This is a genomic window from Plantactinospora sp. GCM10030261, assembly GCF_042666615.1.
Taxonomy (GTDB): Bacteria; Actinomycetota; Actinomycetes; order Mycobacteriales; family Micromonosporaceae; genus KBS50.
This window is the reverse complement of sequence record NZ_JBHTDD010000015.1, coordinates 1-19,746: the sequence shown is the minus strand read 5'-3', so window position 1 is coordinate 19,746 and position 19,746 is coordinate 1. Positions and strand designations below refer to the sequence as shown.

Genomic DNA, 19,746 nt, shown 5'->3' with positions numbered 1-19,746 from the left:
CGAAGGATCGGTGCCGGCCCCGCCGGAGATCAGTTTCCCGTGACGGTACGCCCCGGGGCGCCCCGGTCCTCGCTCCGGCTCAGTGGAACGAGTCGCCGCAGGCGCAGGAGTTCTGCGCGTTCGGGTTGTCGATGGTGAACCCCTGGGCGTCGATCCGGTCCGCGAAGTCGATCTTGGCACCGGTCAGGTACGGGGCGCTCATCCGGTCGACCACGACCTCGACGCCGCCGAAGTCGTTCACGATGTCCCCGTCGAGCGAGCGCTCGTCGAAGAACAACTGGTACCGCAGGCCGGAGCAGCCGCCCGGCTGCACGGCCACCCGCAGCCGCAGGTCGTCGCGGCCTTCCTGCTCGATCAGGGCCTTGACCTTCTGCGCCGCGACGTCGGTCAGGACGATTGTGGTCGGGGCCTGGGCCTCGGTCGACTCGGTCTGCGCTGGCGTGGTCACGTGGCTCTCCCCTGCGACGGTGTGCATGTCCGTACTGGCCCAACGCTATCCGTCCGGCCGGTCATTCCCAATCTGGTACGCGTTCGATTGTAGGCCGGTGCGGCCCTCGTCACCCGGGAAGGCGGCGCAGGCAATGCGACAAGAAGGTCTGTTCCTCACAAACGCCACTGGGTGGCGAGCCGGGCGGCGATGGCACGCAGCCCCTCGGCCGGCCGGGCCATCGCCTGGACCACCCCGTCCCGATCCTCGCCGCCGTAGTGCTCGACCAGGCTGTGCGCCTCGGTCACCCCGGCGGCCGCCGCCTCCCGCCGCCCGGTGCTGACCCTTCCGGCCACCACGACACAGGGCACTCCCCGGTCCCGGGCGGCGCCGGCCACCCCGGCCACCACCTTGCCGCGCAGCGACTGTTGGTCGAACGAGCCCTCACCCGTGATGACGAGGTCCGTGGCATCCAGCGCGGCGTCCAGCCCGATCAGCCGGGTGACCAGGCCGATACCGGACTCGCACCGGCCGCCCAGCGCCAGGATCGCCGCCCCCAGCCCGCCGGCGGCACCCGCGCCGGGCAGCCCGGCCAGGCCGGCGGGGCAGGTCGGCAGGTCGCGCTCCAGCACGCCGGCGAACCGCTCCAGCGCCGAGTCGAGCAGCAGGATGTCCTCCCGGCTGGCACCCTTCTGCGGCCCGTAGACGTTCGCGGCACCGTGCAGCCCGAGCAGCGGGTTGTCCACGTCGGTGGCCGCGACCAGGTCCACCCCGCGCAGCCGGGGAGCGCCGTCCAGCGCCGCGACGGCGGTGAGCGCCGCTCCCCCGTACGGCAACGCGACGCCTGTGGAATCGAGCGGCACCGCGCCCAGGGCGGTGAGCATCCCGGCGCCGCCGTCGTTGACCGCCGAACCGCCCAGACCGATCACCAGCCGCCGGGCCCCGGCCTCGACGGCCGTGAGCATCAGCACACCGAGCCCGTACGAGGTGGCGGCCCGGGGATCCCGTTCGTCCGGCGCGAGCAGGTGCAACCCGCACGCCTGCGCGCTCTCCAGGTAGCCGGTGGGTACGCCGTCGTCGTCGCGGATCAGCACCTCGCCGGCGACCTTCCGGCCGAGCGGGTCGACGGTGTCGACGGGAACCCGGTGCCCGTCCAGAGCGGTGGCCAGGACCTCGACGAAACCCGGCCCGCCGTCGGCGAGGGGCCGCTGGACCACCTCGGTGTCGGGCGCCGTGTCCCGCCAGCCGTCAGCCACGGCGGCGGCCACCTCCGGGGCGGAGAGGGTTCCGGCGAACTTGTCCGGACAGATCAGGATCCGCATGGCCGTCGAGTGTCGCACCCCACACTCAACCGGGCGGCGGCCGGCCCGCACTGTGGAAGCATGGATCTCGTGACGTCGACCTGGACCGAGCCGGCCAACACCCCCACCGCCCTGCTCCTGCTGGGCCGCGGCAGCGACCCCGCCAGCGAGCGCGGCGTGGACTGCCCGGGCGAGTTGCCCCCGCCGAGCGACCCGGATCTGGCGGCCCGTGCCGCCGCCGCCAAGGCCGCGCTGGGCACCCGCGTCTTCGTGCTGGGCCACCACTACCAGCGGGACGAGGTGATCCAGTTCGCCGACGTGACGGGCGACTCGTTCAAGCTCGCCCGGGAGGCGGCCGCCCGCCCGGAGGCGGAGTACATCGTCTTCTGCGGCGTGCACTTCATGGCGGAGAGCGCCGACATCCTCACCACCGACGCGCAGCGGGTGGTGCTGCCGGACCTGGCGGCCGGCTGCTCGATGGCGGACATGGCGGCGCTGCCCCAGGTCGAGTCGGCGTGGGAGGTGCTCGCGGACGCCGGGGTGGCCGGGTCCACGGTGCCGGTGACCTACATGAACTCGTCGGCGGACATCAAGGGCTTCGTCGGTCGCAACGGCGGCGTGGTCTGCACCTCGTCGAACGCCGAACGGGCCCTGTCCTGGGCCTTCGACCGGGGGCAGCGGGTGCTGTTCCTGCCCGATCAGCACCTGGGCCGCAACACCGCGGTCCTGCAGATGGGTCTGGACGCCGACGACTGCGTGCTCTACGACCCGCACAAGCCGGGTGGCGGGCTGACCGAGAAGCAACTTCGCGAGGCCAAGATGATTCTCTGGCGCGGACACTGCTCGGTGCATGGCCGGTTCACGCTGGACAGCGTCAACGAGGTCCGCAACCGGGTGCCCGGGGTGCGGGTGCTCGTGCATCCCGAAAGCCGGTACGAGGTGGTCACCGCCGCCGACGAGGTCGGCTCGACGGAATACATCATCAAGGCCGTCGAGGCCGCCCCCGCGGGTTCGGCGTGGGCGATCGGCACGGAGCTGAATCTGGTACGCCGGCTGGCGAAGGCGCATCCGGACAAGCAGATCATGTTCCTGGACCGGACGGTCTGCTACTGCTCCACGATGAACCGCATCGACCTGCCGCACCTCGTGTGGGCGCTGGAGGAACTCGTGGCCGGTCGGATGGTGAACCAGATCACCGTGGACCCGGAGACGGCCCGGTACGCCCGCGCGGCGCTGGACCAGATGCTCGCGCTACCCGGGGGCGGCGGGCCCACGAGTCGTCAGAACAACAACTGGGTGTAATCGACCTGGCACGGAATAGGTACATCTAGCACCGATTTCTCACCGAGGTTCCGGTGTGCCCCGGCCGAGCCGGTCACCGAGGGCTATGCTCTGCGGGCGACATCGAGCGGCCGGTACGCGGCCGTGCCCCGGGGAGCGTGATCGACGAGCCTCCCCGCCCACGTCCATCCGACACGTCAGCACGCGCTGGAGGTTGCGTTGACCGACGACGTCCTGGTTGTCCACGGAGGCGCGCCCCTGGAGGGCACGATCCGGGTGCGCGGCGCCAAGAATCTCGTCTCGAAGGCCATGGTCGCGGCGCTGCTGGGTGATCAACCGAGCCGGCTCTACGACGTACCGAAGATCCGGGACGTGGAGGTGGTGCGCGGCCTGCTCGGCCTGCACGGCGTGAAGGTCACCGACGGGGACGAGGACGGCGAGCTGGTCTTCGACCCGAAGAACGTGGAGAGCGCGTCGACCGACCAGATCAACGTGCACGCCGGGTCCAGCCGGATCCCGATCCTGTTGTGCGGACCGCTGCTGCACCGGCTTGGCCACGCGTTCATCCCGGACCTGGGCGGCTGTCACATCGGGCCGCGCCCGATCGACTTCCACATGCAGGCGCTGCGCGAGTTCGGCGCGGTCGTCGACAAGCAGCCCGACGGGCTGCACCTGACCGCGCCGTCCGGGCTGCATGGCACGAAGTTCTCGCTGCCCTACCCGAGCGTCGGCGCCACCGAGCAGGTGCTGCTCACCGCGGTGCTGGCCGAGGGCGTGACCGAACTGCGCAACGCCGCGGTGGAGCCGGAGATCATCGACCTGATCTGCATCCTGCAGAAGATGGGCGCGATCATCAAGGTGCACACCGACCGGGTGATCGAGATCCAGGGCGTACCCCGGCTCGGCGGCTATTCGCACCGGCCCATCCCGGACCGGATCGAGGCGGCGAGCTGGGCCGCCGCGGCGCTGGCCACCAAGGGCGACGTCCAGGTGCTCGGCGCGCAGCAGGCCGACATGATGACGTTCCTGAACATCTTCCGGTCGGTGGGCGGCTCGTACGAGGTGACCGACACCCGCCCACCGCGCGACGGCCGGCCCGGTCAGGAGGGCGGTATCCGGTTCTGGCACCCGGGCACCGAGCTGAGCGCGACGGCGCTGGAGACGGATGTCCACCCCGGCTTCATGACCGACTGGCAGCAGCCCCTGGTGGTGGCGTTGACCCAGGCGCGCGGTCTGTCGATCGTCCACGAGACGGTGTACGAGCAGCGGCTGGGCTACACGGACGCGTTGAACAAGATGGGCGCCAACATCCAGGTCTACCGGGACTGCCTGGGTGGCACGCCGTGCCGGTTCGGCCGCCGTAACTTCCGGCACTCCGCGGTGATCGCCGGGCCGAGCAAGCTGCACGCGGCCGACCTGGTCATTCCCGACCTCCGGGCAGGCTTCAGCCACCTGATCGCGGCGCTGGCCGCCGAGGGCACCTCGCGGGTCTACGGCGTGGATCTGATCAACCGCGGGTACGAGGACTTCGAGGCGAAGCTGGCCAACCTCGGCGCCCACGTCGAACGTCCCTGACGGCGCTTCCCGGGCAAAATCGGCGCGGCTCGCGCTGCCGGCGATCCAGCGGGTCGCGCTGCCGGCGATCCAGCGGGTCGCGCTGCCGGCGATCCAGCGGGTCGCGGCCGGCGATCCAGCGGGTCGCCGGCACCGCGCCGTGCGGGTGGCGCCGGCGGTTGGCTACCCTTCATGCGTGCCGTCGCTGTTTCGCCGCAAGCCAACCGCCGTCGTCGAGGAGACCGTCACCGAGCCGGAGCCCGGGGCGGAGTCCGTCGAGGCCCGCCGTCGCGGGTACACCCCGGGCAAGGGCCGGGAGACTCCCAAGCGGCCGGGTGCCAACCTCCGGCGACCGGTGTCGAGCGCACCGGTGAGCAAGGAGGAGGCCAAGGCCCGCCGGCGCGCGGCGCGCGCGGAGGCGGCGGCGGAGTTCCGCCGCGAGGGCGGCCCCCGCGACCGTGGCCCGGAGCGGAGGCTGGCCCGCGACGTGGTGGACTCCCGGCGCACGGTGGGCACCTGGTTCTTCGGCGGCGCCCTGGTGGTGCTCGTGGGTTCGGGTCCGACCATGCCGCCCACCATCCGGCTGGCCTCGAACATCCTCTGGGTGACGCTGGCGCTCGGTGTCGTCGTCGACTCGCTCCTGATCTCCCGGAAGATCAAGAGGTTGGTCCGGGAGCGGTTCCCGAAGAGCCAGGAAAAGCTCGGATCGCTCTACTTCTACGCGATCATGCGGTCCATCGCCTTCCGGCGGATGCGGACCCCGGTTCCCCAAGTCAAGATCGGCGATCCGATCTAACCTGATCGTTCCCACCGGCCGTCCTCGCTGCGGAAACAACATTTTGTCATCGGATCCGCACGATGAGTGGTCAGACATTCCGTGGACACCGCTGTTGATCTGCTGTTGACAGCCGACGATCATGGCACCAATCTGGGGACCGGCACCGCTACCGGCGCCGGTCACCTCACTCTCCGTGATCGGCACCGGGTTCGTACACGCTGTGGGCTTAACGCGGGGGACGCGCACCAGCCTGCCCGAACACGGGATCGAACGCCTTGCACACCGACAGTCATATCAGCGTGGTCACGCCCGCCGACGCTCAGCAACCCACCCGGTCCGACACCCTTCTCACCGACCTCGATGGCCACCCGACGGAGCAGCCGGACATCCGTGCCGAGGCGGTGGAGTTCCTGACCGCGTACCACCAGGAGCATGACGTTCCCGGTCTCGCCCAGCGGATCACCGAGGTGCTGGACGAGATCGACCTCACCGGCAGCTACCGGCACCGCGGCGAGGAACTGGTCTACGGATCGCGGGTCGCCTGGCGGCAGTCCGTCCGGTGCATCGGCCGGGTCCGGTGGAGCGCGCTGCACGTGCGGGACCGCCGGGACGTCACCTCGGTCGCCGGCATCGCCCGGGAGTTGCGCCAGCATCTCGCCGAGGCGGACCGGAGCGGGCGGATCCGATCCGTGATGACGGTGTTCGCGCCGGACCGCCCGGGCGTGGCACCGCGCGCGCGGATCTGGAACGACCAGCTCGTCCGGTACTGCGGTTGGCCGGCTCCGGACGACTCGGTGCTCGGCGATCCCGCCCAGCACGCCATGACCCGAGCTGTCCTGCGGCTCGGCTGGCGGGGCCCGGACGCGCCGGGCCGCTTCGACCTGCTGCCCTGGGTTATCGAGACCGCGACCGAGCCACCCACGCTGGTCGCGGCGCCGCGGAAGCTGATCAGGGAGGTTCCGCTCAGCCATCCGCAGTACCCGTGGTTCGCCGAGCTGGGGCTGCGCTGGCACGCCCTGCCCGTGATCTCCAACATGAGGCTACGCATCGGCGGTGTCGACTACAGTTGCGCGCCGTTCAACGGCCACTATCTCAGCGACGAGATCGGCACCCGGAACATGGGCGACGTGGGCAGGTACGACCAGCTCGGGGTGGTCGCCCGCGCCCTCGGGACGGACATCGATCGCGAGGACAACCTGTGGCGCGAGCATGCCGCGCTCGTGATCAACCAGGCGATACTGCACTCCTTCCGCTCCGCCGGAGTCCGGATCTCGGACCCGCACACGGAGTCCGAGCTGTTCGTGCGGTTCTGCGAGCAGGAGGAGCGCGCGGGCCGGCCCGTGTACGGCGACTGGTCCTGGCTCAACGGTTCGGTCGGCTGGGCGGCCCTGCACGCCGTCCACCACCGCTACTACGACACGCGCGTTCCGACGCCGAACCTGCTGCCGACGACCCGCCCGTACGACGCCGCGGGCGGGGTCGGCGCGACGCTTCGGGACCTCCACTCCGCCGCCCACCGCGAGCTGGCCTGACCATGGACGTCACCGCCCTGCGTCGAAGCTGGCGCCAATTCACAGTGGCCGGTCCGCGCGCCGTCAAGTACTTCTACGCCTCCCTGTTCGTGATCGCCCCGGAAACCCGGACGATGTTCCCCACCAACATGCGCTACCAGGAGGACAAGCTGCTGGCGGCCCTGGGACACATCCTCACGCACGTCGACGACGCCGAGGAACTGACCGCCTTCACCCATCGACTCGGTGCCGACCACCGCCGGTTCCAGGCACGCGATGCCGATGGCAACGTCATCCACCTGGCCGAGCACCACTACATCTGGGTGGGACAGGCGCTGCTGGCCACCCTCGAACACTTCCTGGGCACCGCGTGGACCCCCGCCCTGAAGGCGGAGTGGGCGGCGGCCTACGAGGCCGTCGCGAAGCTCATGCTGGCCGGGGCGGCGGAGTCCGAGAGGAGCCTGCCGCCGTACTGGGAGGCCCAGGTGTTGGACGTCGACCGCAGGCTGGTCGACCTCGTGGTGCTCACCGTCCGACCCAACTACCTGTGCGCGTACCGTCCCGGCCAGTCGCTCCCGGTGCAGCTTCCCGACCTGCGGATGTGGCGATACCTCTCGCCGGCCAACGCTCCCCGGCCGGACGGCACCATCGAGTTCCACGTGCGGGCCACGGGACGGTTCTCCACCCATCTGGTCCGCCGCACCGGGGTCGGTGACCGGTTGCTGCTGGGGCATCCGGTCGGCACCACCTTGTCGTCCTACGATCGGGCTCCGCACCGCCCGCTGCTGCTCGTCGCGGGCGGCAGTGGCCTCGCCCCGCTCCGGGCCGTCGTCGAGTCGCTGCGGCAGGGCCCCGCCCGGTCGGTCACCCTCGTCGTCGGTGGCAAGACGCCGAGCGACCTCTACGACCACCAGGCACTGGCCATGCTCGCGTCGACGGCGTCCGCCGGCCAATCGGCGGGCGAGCGGTGGTTGCGCTACGTCCCAACCGTCGAGGCGGGCTGGGGCTGGGAGGGCGCAGTGGGCACGGCCGTGGACGTGGCGTTACGGCTACGCTCCTGGGAAGACTCGGACGTTCTCGTCTGCGGATCTCCCGCGATGATTCGGGACACCATCCGCACCCTGGTCGACGCCGGGGTGCCGCCGGACCAGATCCTCACCGAGACCTTCGACCACACGTCCTATCCACCCATCGTGGCGTCGCCTGATACGTCACGCCCCCTCAGCCGGCTAGGAGCCCGATGAGCGTCGATCATGATGGCGTCACTGCCGCCCTACTCGGTGGCGCACCGGTCGACGACATGGAGAGCCGGCTCGCCCACGTCGAGGCGCGACGCTTCCGCGGCACGTGGTGGCTGTCCCAGCGCGAGGTCCTGGAAGCCTGCCAGTTCGCCAACGAACAGATCAGGTCGCTCAACGCCGAGATCCACCGGCTCCGCGCCAACCATCGTCGAATGGCCGCCCAGGTGGAGATGTACCGGCATGGCGCGCTGCCCAGCACCGTCCCCCAGGGCCCGGACCCCATGGTGATCGAGCTGACGATGCGCGCACAGGATGAGGCCAACGAGACGGTCGACGAGGCGAGCAGGGAGGGCGCCCAGATCATCGCGGACGCCCGGGCCCAGGCCGCCGAGATCATCGCGACCGCGCAGGCCGCCGGATCCCGGTCCGAGGGGTCCGGTGCCGAGGTGGAGGAACGGATCCAGTCCCTGCGGGCGTCGAACGACGCGCTCGTCGAGGTGGTCCGCGCCGCCTCCCACCAGATCCGGCAGTGGCAGACGTACCTCGCCGCGCAGTCGGACCGGCTCGGTAAGGACGCCGCGGGCGCCGCCGCGCTGGGCGACCAACTCGACGCCGTCCTGCCTGACTGATGACCGGCGCGGACCAGGACCGGCGGGGCTCCGGCGCGGACCAGGACCGACTGAGGACCGGCGCGGACCAGGACCGGCGACGCTCCGGCGCGGACAGGATCGGCGGGGCTCCGGCGCCCGCACCGCCCTGTGGCCCCGGCGGTCAGCCCCGGCAGCCGGACGCGGGTGGCAGGCAGGCCGGAGGCAGGTGGAACCAGCGCAGGGCCTCGAAGCTGTCCGCGAGCCCGGTGGCCGAGTCGTCCAGCCGGGCCGGCCGCGTCGTGAGGATGCGACGGGCCTCATCCAGGTAGCCGGCGAGCGCCTCCTCGCCCACCCGTTCGGGGCCAGAGCCCGCCTCCGGTGGCGTGGCCGGATCGATCAGATCGGCCAACCCGACCGGCGGGCGGTCCGGTTCCGCCCGGTGCCGCCACAGCCCGGTCCGGACGTCGAACCGGTAGTCGGGCAGCAGCCGGTACCCGTGATCGGCGATCAGGCGGACCGCCTCCACGAGATAGTCGGCGACGGTGTCCGAGATGAAGTAGTTGAAGTTGAGCCGCGCCCAGCCCGGCTTGATCCCCTCACAGCCGTGGTCGATCTCATCCCGGAGCGCCCGCGAGCGCGCCGCGTCGATGACCAGCAGCCGGTGCCCGTACGGGCCGGCGCACGAGCAGCCGCCGCGGGCCTGGATGCCGAACAGGTCGTTGAGCACCGCCACGACGAAGTTGTGGTGCAGGTAGCGTGCTCGGTAGCGGAGCCGCACCGAGACGATCGACAGCCGCGGCGCGTGCGGGTTGCCCAGCACCTCGATCCGCGGATTCGTGGCCCACCGGTGCCGCGCCCGCGCCCAGAGCCGGCGTTCGCACGCCTCGATCACGTCGGTGCCGACCGCCTGCTTGACGGCGAACACCAGCCCGGCCCGGATCGACTCGACGATCGCCGGCGTGCCACCCTCCTCCCGGGCCACCGGGTCGTCGAGGTAGTGGTGCACCTCCGGGCCCACGAAGGCCACGGTGCCGCCGCCGGGCACGCTCGGGACCCGGTTGCGCAACAGGTCCCGGCGGACCGCGAGCACGCCGGGCGTCTGCGGACCGCCGACGAACTTGTGCGGGGAGAGGAACACCGCGTCCTTGTGGTCGGCGGCGCCAGGCGCGGACTCCACCATCCGGATCGGCAGGTACGGCCCGGCCGCGGCGTAGTCCCAGAACGACAACGCGGCGTGCGCGTGCAGCAGCCGCGCGATCGCGTCCACCTCGGACAGGATGCCTGTCACGTTGGATGCCGCGGAGAAGCTGCCGATCCGCAGCGGCCGGTGCGCGTGGCGGACCAGTTGGGCGACCAGCTCCGTCTGGTCGATGTGTCCGTCGGCGTCCGCACCGATGACGACCACGTCGGCGTACGTCTCCCGCCAGGGCAGTTCGTTCGAATGGTGCTCGTAGGGTCCCACGAACACCACCGGCCGCTGGTCCGCCGGGATCCGGTCGAGCAGTCCATGGCGGCGCGTCGGCGCGTCGGGCAGCCGCAGTTCCAGGATCCCGATCAGCTTGTTGACCGCCGCGGTGGCGCCCGAACCGCAGAAGATCACGACGTGCTCGTCCCCGCCGACCACCGCCTCGTGGATGGTGCGGCGGGCCTCCTCCCGCCAGCGGCCCGTCATCCGGCCGGTGCCCGAACTCTCGGTGTGCGTGTTGGCGTAGTAAGGCAGCACCCGTCTCCGGATGGCGTCCTCGATGAAGTCCAACGCCCGCCCCGAGGCCGTGTAGTCGGCGTAGGTGATGCGTCGCGGCCCGTACGGGCCATGCATCAGTTCACCCTCGCCGATGACACTGTCCCGGATTCGTGCCAGCAGGCGGTCCCGGTCGCCGGCCGGCAACCGGCCGTCGATCATGGTCACGGTGCCCTCCCCCGATCGCTCCTCCGAGGGGTGCGAGAACCCACGAACACCCCTGGTCCCCTGTGGAGCAGCCAAACACCGTTCCACCGGCGGGCGGCGACCGTTCTGCCCGGTTGAGCAGTTCCTGCCGATCAGGGCATCGCCTGGCGGCAGCACCGACGGGCCGACGCGAGACCGGCCGCCGTCAGGGCACGCCGAGCAGTCGCAGGACGGCGGTGCTCGCGGCGGCGGCCACCACCACGACGACGAACGGCGCCCGGCGGATGGCCAGCACCAGACCGACAAGCACACCGGCCGGCCGGGCGACGCCCGCGAACAACCCCGACTCGGTAAACGCCGCCACCGCGACGAGCGCCGCGAGCAGCGTCGCGGCCGCGATCGGCAGCCCGCGCCGCAGCCAGCCGGGCAGGTCGAGCCGCTCCCTCAGCACCACACCGGCGAGCCGGAAGGCGTACGTCCCGACCGCGAGCGCCAGGACCGCGGCGATCAACACGGCCGTGCCCGGTCCGGGCGGAGTCTCGGCAGCGCGAGCGCGGCGAGCCCGACCAGCGCCAGCAGCACCGGCAATCCCCCGGGCAGCAGTGGAGTGGTGGCCAGGGCGATTCCGGCGCCCGCCAGGGCGGCCCATCGGCTGGCCCGGTCCCGCAGTGCGGGCAGCAGCAACGCCAGCAACCCGGCCGGGAACGCGGCGTCGAGTCCCAGCCGGTTCGGATCGCCCACCGCGCCGCCGGCCAGCAACCCGACCACGACGCCCACGTTCCAGGCGACGAAGAGCATGGTTCCCGCCAGCCAGAAGGCCCGGCGACGGTCGGGGCCGGCGGGTTGGGCCAGCGCGAACGCCGTTGTCTCGTCGGTCATCAGGTGGCTACCGAGCAGCCGGCTGCGCCACCGGCCGCCCACCGCGTCACCCAACGCCAGGCCGAACGGCAGGTGCCGGGCGTTGAGCAGCAGCCCACCGAGCACGGCCGCGACAGGATTTCCTGCGGCCAGCAGGCCGACCGCGAGGAACTGCGCTCCGCCGGCGAAGACCAGCAGGGACATCGCGACGGCGACCCAGCCGGGCAGTCCGGTGCCCACGGTGACGGCACCGAACGAGGCCCCGACCACGCCGACCGCCAGCGCGAGGGCGGCGGCGTCGCGGGGGCGGGCGCGCCGGCCGGGTCCGGCCGGGTCCGGACCGTCGGTCCCGATCCGGACAGTGGCGTCTGTTCGTTGCGTCGAACGCATAGTCCAGAATGATGAACACCCGACGGCTTGTTCGTCAAACCGAACGGAGCGACCGATGCATCGAACGACACCGGGTGCCGCGACCGGCGCCTCGCCAGCGACCGGCGCCTCGCCGGTCGCCGTGCTGGCCGCCGCGCTACGGCGGGAACGCGACCGCGCCGGGCTCTCCCTCACCGAACTCGCCCGGCGGGCCGGCATCGCCAAGTCGACCCTGTCCCAGTTGGAGGCCGGCGCCGGCAACCCGAGCATCGAAACCGTATGGGCGCTCGGGGTGGCCCTCGACATCCCGTTCAGCCGGCTGGTCGAGCAGCCGACCACCGAGGTCCGGGTGATCCGGGCCGGAGCCGGGCCCCGACTGCGGTCCGAGCAGGCCGACGTCGCGGCCGTGCTGCTCGCCGCCGGCGGGGCGCAGCACCGCCGGGACATCTACCGGATGGAGATCGAACCGGGCACCGGCCGGGAGGCCCAGGCGCACACGCCGGGCAGCGTCGAACACCTGGTCGTCGGCACCGGGCGGCTCCGGACCGGGCCGGTCGACGCCACCGTGGAGCTGGGCCCCGGCGACTACGTCACCTTCCCCGGCGACGTGCCGCACCGTTACGAGGCGCTCGCCCCCGGCACCGTCGTGGTGCTGATCATGGAGCATCCCTGACCGGGGTCCGCCGGCGTCCGGTACAACGTGGCCACGACGTCCTCGATGTCAGGCTCGACGATCGCGATGTCGCGCAGCGTGGCCAGCCCGGCCAGGCGCCGCACCAGTTCCCCGGCGGTCACCGACTCGAGCGCGTAACAGAGCCGCCGGCCGTCCAACTCGGTACGCACCAACGGCGCCCCGTCCACCCGTGGCGGATCGGTCACCGGCTCCGCCACGTCGACAAGCACCTGTCGCGGCGATCCGTACCGGGCATGCAGGTCCTCGATCGACCCGTCGTGCACCACCCGCCCGTGGTCGATCACGACGAGCCGGCGACACAGCCGCTCGATGTCGGCGAGGTCGTGCGTGGTGAGCACCAGCGTGGTGTCGCCGGACCGGCCCAGGTCCGCGATGAATTCCCGGACCGCCTGCTTGCTCACCAGATCGAGACCGATCGTCGGCTCGTCCAGGAACAACACCTCGGGGGCGTGCAGCAACGCCGCCGTGAGTTCGCCACGCATCCGCTGCCCCAGCGAGAGCTGCCGGACCGGGATGTCCAGGAACTCGTCGAGGTCGAGCAGGGTGCGGCAGCGGCGCAGCCGGGCCGCGTGTGCCGCGGCGGGGACCCGGAAGACGTACCGGAGCAGGTCGAAGGAGTCCCGCAGCGGAAGGTCCCACCACAGCTGGGACCGTTGACCGAAGACCACCCCGATGCGCGCCGCCAACCTGGTCCGCTGTGCCACCGGGACGAGACCGCAGACCCGCACGTCGCCCGCCGAGGGAGTGAGCACGCCGGTGAGCATCTTCAGGGTGGTGGACTTGCCGGCTCCGTTCGGGCCGATGTAACCGAGCATCTCGCCGCGCGGGACGGCGAGGTCCACCCCGGCGACCGCGGTCACCGTCCGCTTCTCCCGGCGCAGCTGGCCCGCCCGGACCCGCACCTCGAACTCCTTGCGCAATCCGCGCGCCTCGATCACCGTCTCGCTCATGACCCCGTACTCCGGTAGTGACGGATGCCGACGCGCCAGACGGCCGCGGCGGCGATGAGGACGGGCAGCGCCACCGCGGGCGCCACCCAACCGACCCAGTCCGGCAGGCCGAGTGGGTCGGTCCGCCCGAGCAGTGCCAGCGCCGGGTAGTAGGCGACGAAGGCGAACCCCATCCCGTACGCGAAGACGGCGCGGAACCATCCGCCATAGACGGTGACCGGGTAGGTGGCGAACTCCCGGCCGCCGTAGGTCACCGCATTGGCGATCTCGCCAGAGTCGATCCACCAGAACGCGACGCTGGCGGTGGCGACGAAGACCGAACCGAAGAAGACCGTGCCGGCCAGCGGCGCCACCACGGCGAGCGCCACCCGGGCGGGGGTCCACGCGATGTCGGCCGCGGCCAGCGCCAGCAGCAACACCGCGGTGCTGAACACGATCCGGGACACCTTGCGCACCGGCAGGTCCGCCAGCAGCAGTTGGGGCAGCGGTCGCAGCGGCCGGACCAGCACCGCGTCCAGCAGTCCGGTGCGCACGTACGTGCGTACCCGCTCGATGTTGCCGACCGTGACGTCGGCGGCGGCGAAGGCGAACGACGACAGCCCGACCATCACCATGGCCTCGCGCAGCGCGAAGCCGCCCAGTTCGCCCGACACCCCGAACAGCACCAGCACCAGCACGACATCCCACGCCGTGATGAACACGTTGGCCACCAGTTCGACAACGAACGATGTCCGGTACGCGGCCTGCGACCGGGCCTGTCCCCGGAGCAGCGCGAGGTACGCCCGGCCGAGGCCGATCGGGCGGTCCCCCGCCGCACCGGGCCGGGCCACCCCGGTCGCGCGCTCAGCCACCCTGCACCACCAGGCGCCGCTCGGCCCGGCGTTGCACGACGGCGCAGACCAGCAGCATCACCACCGCCCAGGCGAGCTGGCCGGCGACCAGGCCGAACTGGACGGCCGGCGGGTCCCGTTCCACCACCACGTCCAGCGGTGTCTGGAACAGCCCGGCCAGCGGCGTCGCCACCCAGACCGCGAGCATCAGCGGCTCCGGCAGGAAGCGCAGCGGGAACGCCAGGCCAGCCAGCGCGCTGGACACGACGAGCCAGAGGATCATCGGGCCGCGCACGTCGTACAGCCAGTACGCGGCGGCGTTCACCAGATAGCGGCAACTGAATCCGATCACGATGGCGACCAGCGCGGACACCGCGAACAGCGGCCCGGTCCACCAGCGGTGCGGCAGGTAGACGTCGAAGAACAACGGTGCTGCCAGCAGCGGCGGGAGAAACCGGGTGAGCAGTGCGTAGCCCGCCCGGCCGAGATCGGTGGCGAGGTAACTGACCACCGGCGGCACCGGCCGCAGCAGGTCGCTGACGACATCGCCGGACCGGATCCGGTCGGCCAGCTCGGTCCAGCCCCAGAGCCCCAGCAGGGCGAACATGCCCTGCCCGACCCAGACGTAGGTGACCAGCTGCCGGGCGTCGTAACCGGCCGCCAGGCCGGCCGCCGATTCGGCGACGGCGAGCAGCACATAGCACTTGAGAAACCCGAAGACGGTGTTGGTGACCAGCCCCGCCACGGTCGCCTGCCGGTAGGTCGCGTGCCGCCGGTAGCCCGCCCGGCACAGAGCACCGAAGGTCCGGATGGCGGCGACGGTGCTGTCGACCGGCGGCACGGTCACCGTCACGGCCATGGCGTCCTCCCCCAAGGATCGACAACCCGCCGACTCTAGGCCCGATCGCGAGACCGGCCAACGGAATTAACGGCAACGCGTACCGCCCGTGCCGTCTGAGGTACGTCACGACTCGGCAACGCCCCCATGACGAGCAGCGCCAACCGGGAGGGAATTAGGGTAGAAAGATGTCGTCTGTCCGGTTATTTGGGATAGTGTTTCCGAATAGTGCACGCAGCGCAGTGGCGTTGGGCGAGCCCGCGCCGTTACCCTCCTTTCGCGACCACGCGGTCGCGACCGGGTGACTTTCCTCCCGCGGGTACAGCGCTGCCCAGTACCGTTTCCAACGAGGTGGGACCGCCGTGAGCGAGCGACGCGAGCCGATGCCGGGGCCGCGTCGCCTGGCCCACGACAGTGAGGCGCCTCGATGAACGGCCGATACGACATGTGGCGGGAGGACGCCGAGCCGGCCTGGAAGCTCGAACCCACCTCGGAATGGGAAGCGACCTTTCCCGGCCAGCGTTATCCGGGCGACATCGGAGCCCGGTACCCGACCGGCAGGTCGCGACGGACCCCCACCGCGACCGGTAGAGCGGGGGTACATTCCCTCGACCAGTTCCCGGACCGCGACCTCGACGCCCGCTTCCTCGACGAGTTGGACGTCCGGAGACCGCCCGACGCCGAGGAGCAGAGCGAACCGAGTGACTCCCGGGCGCGCCACGGAGTGCGCGAACCGGGTCGGTTCCTCGACGGCCGCGAACCCGAGCAACCACCGCGCACCGAGCGGTTGCGGCTCGTCCGGTCGGAGCCCGCCCCGCCACCCGGGCCGGAGCGATACGACTCCAGATGGCTCGACCGGCCGGACGACGATGATCGTGCGGCGAGCGTGGGCGACCGGGACGACTGGTCACCGGCGGCACGCCATGGGCCGGCGCCGTCGCGACCCGCCCCGGTCGACATGCCCGACGACGCCGGTCTGTCGGGACGGGTGGCCGGCTGGAACCGGCCGGCGTGGCGACCCGATCCGCCCGCGTCGCCACGGGAATCCACCCCACCGGTACGCGGAATCACCCCGGCGGCACGGGATGTCACTCCCGCGGCGCGCGACACCGCCTCCACAGCGCCGGTCCGGGACATCACCCCGACGCCCGACCGGGGTGGTTGGGCGCCGGTCAATCCCGGCCGGCCGGTCGATTCGGTCCCGCCGACCCGCCGATCGAACGTCGACCAGCCACGACCCGCGCCAGCCCGGAGGGACCCGGACGTCCCTGCCGCCCGGCGGCGGGCCGCGTCACCGGCCCCCGAGCGGACCCACCCACCGGGTGGCCAGGACCAGGCGGGCCCGCCGGCCAGCGTCGACAAGGTCACCGCACACGGCCACGACAAGCCGGTGCCCGCCCCTGCGCTGTCGACCGGCTGGGAGCATCGCCCCGCGCCGCTCCTGCCCAACCCGCAGCCGCGGCCCGCGCCGGTGGGTGGTCCGCCGGACCGCCCGAAGGCCGACGACCCGGCCGAGCGGCCGAGACGCGAGACCACCACGCGGACGACCGGTGACGATCGCCCGGACGGCCGGTCCCGACCACCCATTCCCGGCGCCCCGGCCGCCGCCCTACGGTTGGACTTCCCGGCCCCGCCCGTCTCCGGCCCGCCGGCGGCCGCGCCGGCCTCGGGACCACCGACCACCGTCCCGGCCTCGGGACCACCGACCACCGTCCCGGCCTCGGGACCACCGACCACCGTCCCGGCCTCGGGACCACCGACCACCGTCCCGGCCTCGGAACCACCGACCACCGTCCCGGCCTCGGAACCACCGACCACCGTGGCGGGCCCGCCGGATCGGCCCGTATCCGGACCACCGGCAGCCGGGCAGCCCGCTGCCGCCCCGGCCCGTCCCACCACGGAATCCGAGGCACCCGGGACTCCCGATCCGGCGCCGGACGCCGCCGATTCGGCCCCGGACGCCGCCGAGCCGACCCCGGAAGCACCGACCGGCCCCGGCCCGTCGGCGGATGGGCCCGCGGGCACAGCGACCGGCCCGGCCGTCGCCGGGGCCGATCCGGATCCCACCGCGACCGACCCGAACCGCACCGGGCCTGGCGCACCGGCCGACGCGGCGAGCCACGACACCGTGCTACCCGCGCCGGACGGGCGGGCCACCGGGGCCGCCGCCGCTATTCGGACCCCCACCATGCTCACCCCCGTCGTCGAACCCCGGTCGGCCGACGACACCTCGGCCGACCCGTCCCCGACCGCACCGGTCGACCCGGAGCGGGTGCTGGCGGCGTACAAGTGGCGGTTCCACTCCGAGACCCTGCGCGAACTGGTCGAGGACCCGGCCGAGCTGCGCACGGTCCGGGACGGGCTGACCGGACGGCTGGAGTCGGCCACCGACAACCGGAGCCGGGCCCGGCTGCTCAGCCTGCGCGCGGTCGTCTCCCGGATCCTCGGTGACCTCGGCAAGGCGTTGGCCGACGGGCGGCTCGCCCTGACGTACGCGGAAACCACAGGTGAACTGCGCCGGATCGCCATCGCGCAGGCCCGCCTCGCGCACGTCCTGCAGTGGCGCGGCGAGTTCGCCGAGGCGGACCGGCTGTTCGCCGAAGCCAACTCGTCGGAGCTGCCGGATCGGCTTCGGGCCACGATGCACGAGCACGCCGGCCGGTCCTGCTATGACCAGGGCCGTTACATCGAGGCGTGCAACCACTTCGAGAAGGCGCTGGACCTGCGCCGGGTAGAGGACCCGGACCTGATCGCCCGGACCGAGTTGGCGCTTGACGCGGTGTTCGCGAAGGTGGCGCAGAACGGCTGGGGTCCGTACGCGCGAACCCGGGACGAGGTCCTCCAGGTGCACCGCCCGCCGACTCCCGTCTTCGACGACCGGGTACGACGCTGGGGCTTCGACGGACCAGCCGGGGAACGGGTGATCGCCCCCAGCTACGCCGAGGTGCAGCCGTTCGCCGAGGGTACGGCCTGGGTGCGCCGCCCGGAGATCCGCACGTGGGAGCTGATCGACGAATCGGGTGAGCTGCTCATCCCGGCAACCGCCGGATATCGGGCGGTCGGTTCGTTCTCCGACGGGCTGGCCTGGGTATCCGCCGACGGCGACGGCTCATGGCGGGCCATCGACCGCACCAACGAGGTGGTCATCCCCGCTCGCTTCGACGACGTACGCCCGTTCCGGCGCGGCATAGCCGCGGTGGCGGCGATCCGCAACGGCGGCTGGGGCGCGGTGGACCGGACCGGCCGGGTGGTGGTTCCGATGCGCTACACCGGTTTCGCGACGGCGCTCACCGACGGCCGGTACGTCGACGGGTTCAGCGACGAGGGCCTGGCGATCGTCGACGCGGACGGACGACGCGGTGTGGTGAACCGGGACGGCAGGGTGATCGTGCCACCGCGGTACCCGGCGCTGGTGATCCATCCGGTCGCGTTCCTGGTCGGTACCGGCGCCGGACGGTGGGGAGCCCTGGACCGCCGCGGCGAGCCACTGGTGGACCCGGTGCACCCCAGCCGGGCCGCGGTGACCGAGGAGATCGACCGGCTGCTCGCGGACACCGAACCGGTGCTCTGAACCCGGTGCCGGCTAGGGTCGGTGGATGGAATTCCGACACCTTGGCCGCTCCGGCCTGATGGTCAGCGAGATCTCGTACGGAAACTGGATCACCCACGGCTCGCAGGTCGAGGAGGAGGCCGCCCTCTCCTGCGTCCGGGCGGCCCTGGACACCGGCATCACCACCTTCGACACCGCCGATGTCTACGCGGGTACGCGCGCGGAGGCGGTGCTCGGGCGGGCCCTGCGGGGCCAGCGGCGGGAGGGGTTGGAGATCTTCACCAAGGTCTTCTGGCCGACCGGGCCGGGTCCGAACGACCGCAGCCTGTCCCGCAAGCACATCATGGAGTCGATCAATGGCTCGCTGCGCCGGTTGCAGACCGACTACGTGGACCTCTACCAGGCTCACCGGTTCGACCACTCCACCCCGCTGGAAGAGACGATGGAAGCGTTCGCGGACGTCGTCCGCTCCGGCAAGGCGCTGTACATCGGCGTGTCGGAGTGGAACGCCGCGCAGATCCGGGCTGGCTACGAACTGGCCCGGGAGCTGAGGATCCCGCTCGTGTCGAATCAGCCGCAGTACTCGATGCTGTGGCGGGTCATCGAGACCGAGGTGGTGCCGACCAGCGAGGAACTGGGCATCGGGCAGATCGTCTGGTCGCCGATCGCCCAGGGCGTGCTCACCGGCAAGTACCTGCCGGGTCAGGCTCCACCGGCCGGTTCCCGGGCCACCGACGAGAAGTCGGGTGCGGCGTTCATCAAGCAGTTCATGACCGACGAGGTGCTCGGAGCCGTACAGCGGCTCAAGCCGCTGGCCGACCAGGCCGGCGTGACCATGGCTCAGTTGGCCATCGCCTGGGTGCTGCAGAACCCCAACGTCTCGTCGGCGATCGTCGGCGCCACTCGTCCGGAGCAGGTCCACGACAATGTCAAGGCCAGCGGGGTGCGGCTGGACGAGGGACTGCTCAAGGCCATCGACGAGGTCCTCGACCCGATCACCGAGCGGGACGCCGCCCAGACGGTAAGCCCCGCCCACCGCCCCTGACCCGCCCAGCCAGACCGCCGACCCGCCCAACCCCGCCCACC

General features: G+C 72.0%; 17 protein-coding genes. 9 read left to right on the top strand and 8 right to left on the bottom strand.

The window, feature by feature from the left end:
- Positions 1–79: 79 nt before the first annotated feature.
- Positions 80–448 (bottom strand): iron-sulfur cluster insertion protein ErpA, encoded by a 369-nt coding sequence (gene erpA, locus ACFQUZ_RS18615; RefSeq protein ID WP_377443794.1) that lies wholly within the window; start codon positions 446–448, stop codon positions 80–82.
- A gap of 155 nt (positions 449–603) precedes the next feature.
- Positions 604–1,749: a glycerate kinase gene (locus tag ACFQUZ_RS18610; protein ID WP_377443792.1), complete on the bottom strand. Its 1,146-nt coding sequence runs from the start codon at positions 1,747–1,749 to the stop codon at positions 604–606.
- A gap of 69 nt (positions 1,750–1,818) precedes the next feature.
- Between ACFQUZ_RS18610 and nadA the strand changes: the two genes are divergently transcribed.
- From nadA to ACFQUZ_RS18580, 6 genes are all read left to right on the top strand, one after another.
- Positions 1,819–3,030 (top strand): quinolinate synthase NadA, encoded by a 1,212-nt coding sequence (gene nadA / locus ACFQUZ_RS18605; protein ID WP_377444033.1) that lies wholly within the window; start codon positions 1,819–1,821, stop codon positions 3,028–3,030.
- A 198-nt stretch (positions 3,031–3,228) separates the two neighbouring features.
- The gene (murA, locus tag ACFQUZ_RS18600; RefSeq protein ID WP_377443790.1) at positions 3,229–4,584 is read left to right on the top strand and encodes a UDP-N-acetylglucosamine 1-carboxyvinyltransferase; all 1,356 of its coding nucleotides are present in this window, start codon (positions 3,229–3,231) and stop codon (positions 4,582–4,584) included.
- 175 nt (positions 4,585–4,759) lie between these two features.
- Positions 4,760–5,359 (top strand): DUF3043 domain-containing protein, encoded by a 600-nt coding sequence (locus ACFQUZ_RS18595; protein ID WP_377443788.1) that lies wholly within the window; start codon positions 4,760–4,762, stop codon positions 5,357–5,359.
- Positions 5,360–5,727: 368 nt separating this feature from the next.
- Positions 5,728–6,873, top strand: coding sequence for a nitric oxide synthase oxygenase (locus ACFQUZ_RS18590; RefSeq protein ID WP_377444031.1), 1,146 nt, complete (start codon positions 5,728–5,730; stop codon positions 6,871–6,873).
- Between the two features lie 2 nt (positions 6,874–6,875).
- Positions 6,876–8,096, top strand: a complete 1,221-nt coding sequence (locus ACFQUZ_RS18585) for a globin domain-containing protein (protein WP_377443786.1) — start codon at positions 6,876–6,878, stop codon at positions 8,094–8,096.
- Entirely contained in the window at positions 8,093–8,722 is a 630-nt protein-coding gene (locus ACFQUZ_RS18580; RefSeq protein WP_377443784.1) for a hypothetical protein, read from the top strand. The genes ACFQUZ_RS18585 and ACFQUZ_RS18580 overlap by 4 nt, the downstream gene beginning before the upstream one ends.
- A gap of 142 nt (positions 8,723–8,864) precedes the next feature.
- On the opposite strand, the gene ACFQUZ_RS18575 is transcribed toward ACFQUZ_RS18580, so the two are convergent.
- The 3 genes from ACFQUZ_RS18575 to ACFQUZ_RS18565 all read right to left on the bottom strand — a co-directional run bounded on the left by ACFQUZ_RS18575 (position 8,865) and on the right by ACFQUZ_RS18565 (position 11,819).
- The gene (locus ACFQUZ_RS18575) at positions 8,865–10,586 is read right to left on the bottom strand and encodes an aminotransferase class V-fold PLP-dependent enzyme (protein ID WP_377444030.1); all 1,722 of its coding nucleotides are present in this window, start codon (positions 10,584–10,586) and stop codon (positions 8,865–8,867) included.
- A gap of 190 nt (positions 10,587–10,776) precedes the next feature.
- A complete protein-coding gene (locus ACFQUZ_RS18570) occupies positions 10,777–11,085 on the bottom strand; it encodes an AzlD domain-containing protein (RefSeq protein ID WP_377443782.1) in 309 nt (102 codons plus the stop codon).
- Positions 11,079–11,819 (bottom strand): AzlC family ABC transporter permease, encoded by a 741-nt coding sequence (locus ACFQUZ_RS18565; RefSeq protein ID WP_377443780.1) that lies wholly within the window; start codon positions 11,817–11,819, stop codon positions 11,079–11,081. The genes ACFQUZ_RS18570 and ACFQUZ_RS18565 overlap by 7 nt, the downstream gene beginning before the upstream one ends.
- A 55-nt stretch (positions 11,820–11,874) precedes the next feature.
- Here ACFQUZ_RS18565 and ACFQUZ_RS18560 point away from each other — a divergent pair, with 55 nt between their 5' ends.
- Positions 11,875–12,471 (top strand): helix-turn-helix domain-containing protein, encoded by a 597-nt coding sequence (locus tag ACFQUZ_RS18560; protein WP_377443778.1) that lies wholly within the window; start codon positions 11,875–11,877, stop codon positions 12,469–12,471.
- On the opposite strand, the gene ACFQUZ_RS18555 is transcribed toward ACFQUZ_RS18560, so the two are convergent.
- The 3 genes from ACFQUZ_RS18555 to ACFQUZ_RS18545 are packed head-to-tail and all read right to left on the bottom strand — an operon-like array spanning position 12,417 to position 15,131.
- Positions 12,417–13,442, bottom strand: a complete 1,026-nt coding sequence (locus tag ACFQUZ_RS18555) for an ATP-binding cassette domain-containing protein (RefSeq protein WP_377443776.1) — start codon at positions 13,440–13,442, stop codon at positions 12,417–12,419. The two genes, ACFQUZ_RS18560 and ACFQUZ_RS18555, sit on opposite strands and share 55 nt — an antisense overlap.
- A complete protein-coding gene (locus ACFQUZ_RS18550) occupies positions 13,439–14,239 on the bottom strand; it encodes an ABC transporter permease (RefSeq protein ID WP_377444029.1) in 801 nt (266 codons plus the stop codon). The genes ACFQUZ_RS18555 and ACFQUZ_RS18550 overlap by 4 nt, the downstream gene beginning before the upstream one ends.
- Positions 14,240–14,285: 46 nt before the next feature.
- Positions 14,286–15,131 carry an ABC transporter permease gene (locus ACFQUZ_RS18545; protein ID WP_377443774.1) on the bottom strand — a complete coding sequence of 282 codons (846 nt, stop codon included), beginning with the start codon at positions 15,129–15,131 and terminating at the stop codon, positions 14,286–14,288.
- Positions 15,132–15,537: 406 nt separating this feature from the next.
- Between ACFQUZ_RS18545 and ACFQUZ_RS18540 the strand changes: the two genes are divergently transcribed.
- Entirely contained in the window at positions 15,538–18,681 is a 3,144-nt protein-coding gene (locus ACFQUZ_RS18540; RefSeq protein WP_377443772.1) for a WG repeat-containing protein, read from the top strand.
- Positions 18,682–18,706: 25 nt separating this feature from the next.
- Positions 18,707–19,705 carry an aldo/keto reductase family protein gene (locus ACFQUZ_RS18535; RefSeq protein ID WP_377443770.1) on the top strand — a complete coding sequence of 333 codons (999 nt, stop codon included), beginning with the start codon at positions 18,707–18,709 and terminating at the stop codon, positions 19,703–19,705.
- The last annotated feature ends 41 nt before the right edge of the window (positions 19,706–19,746 follow it).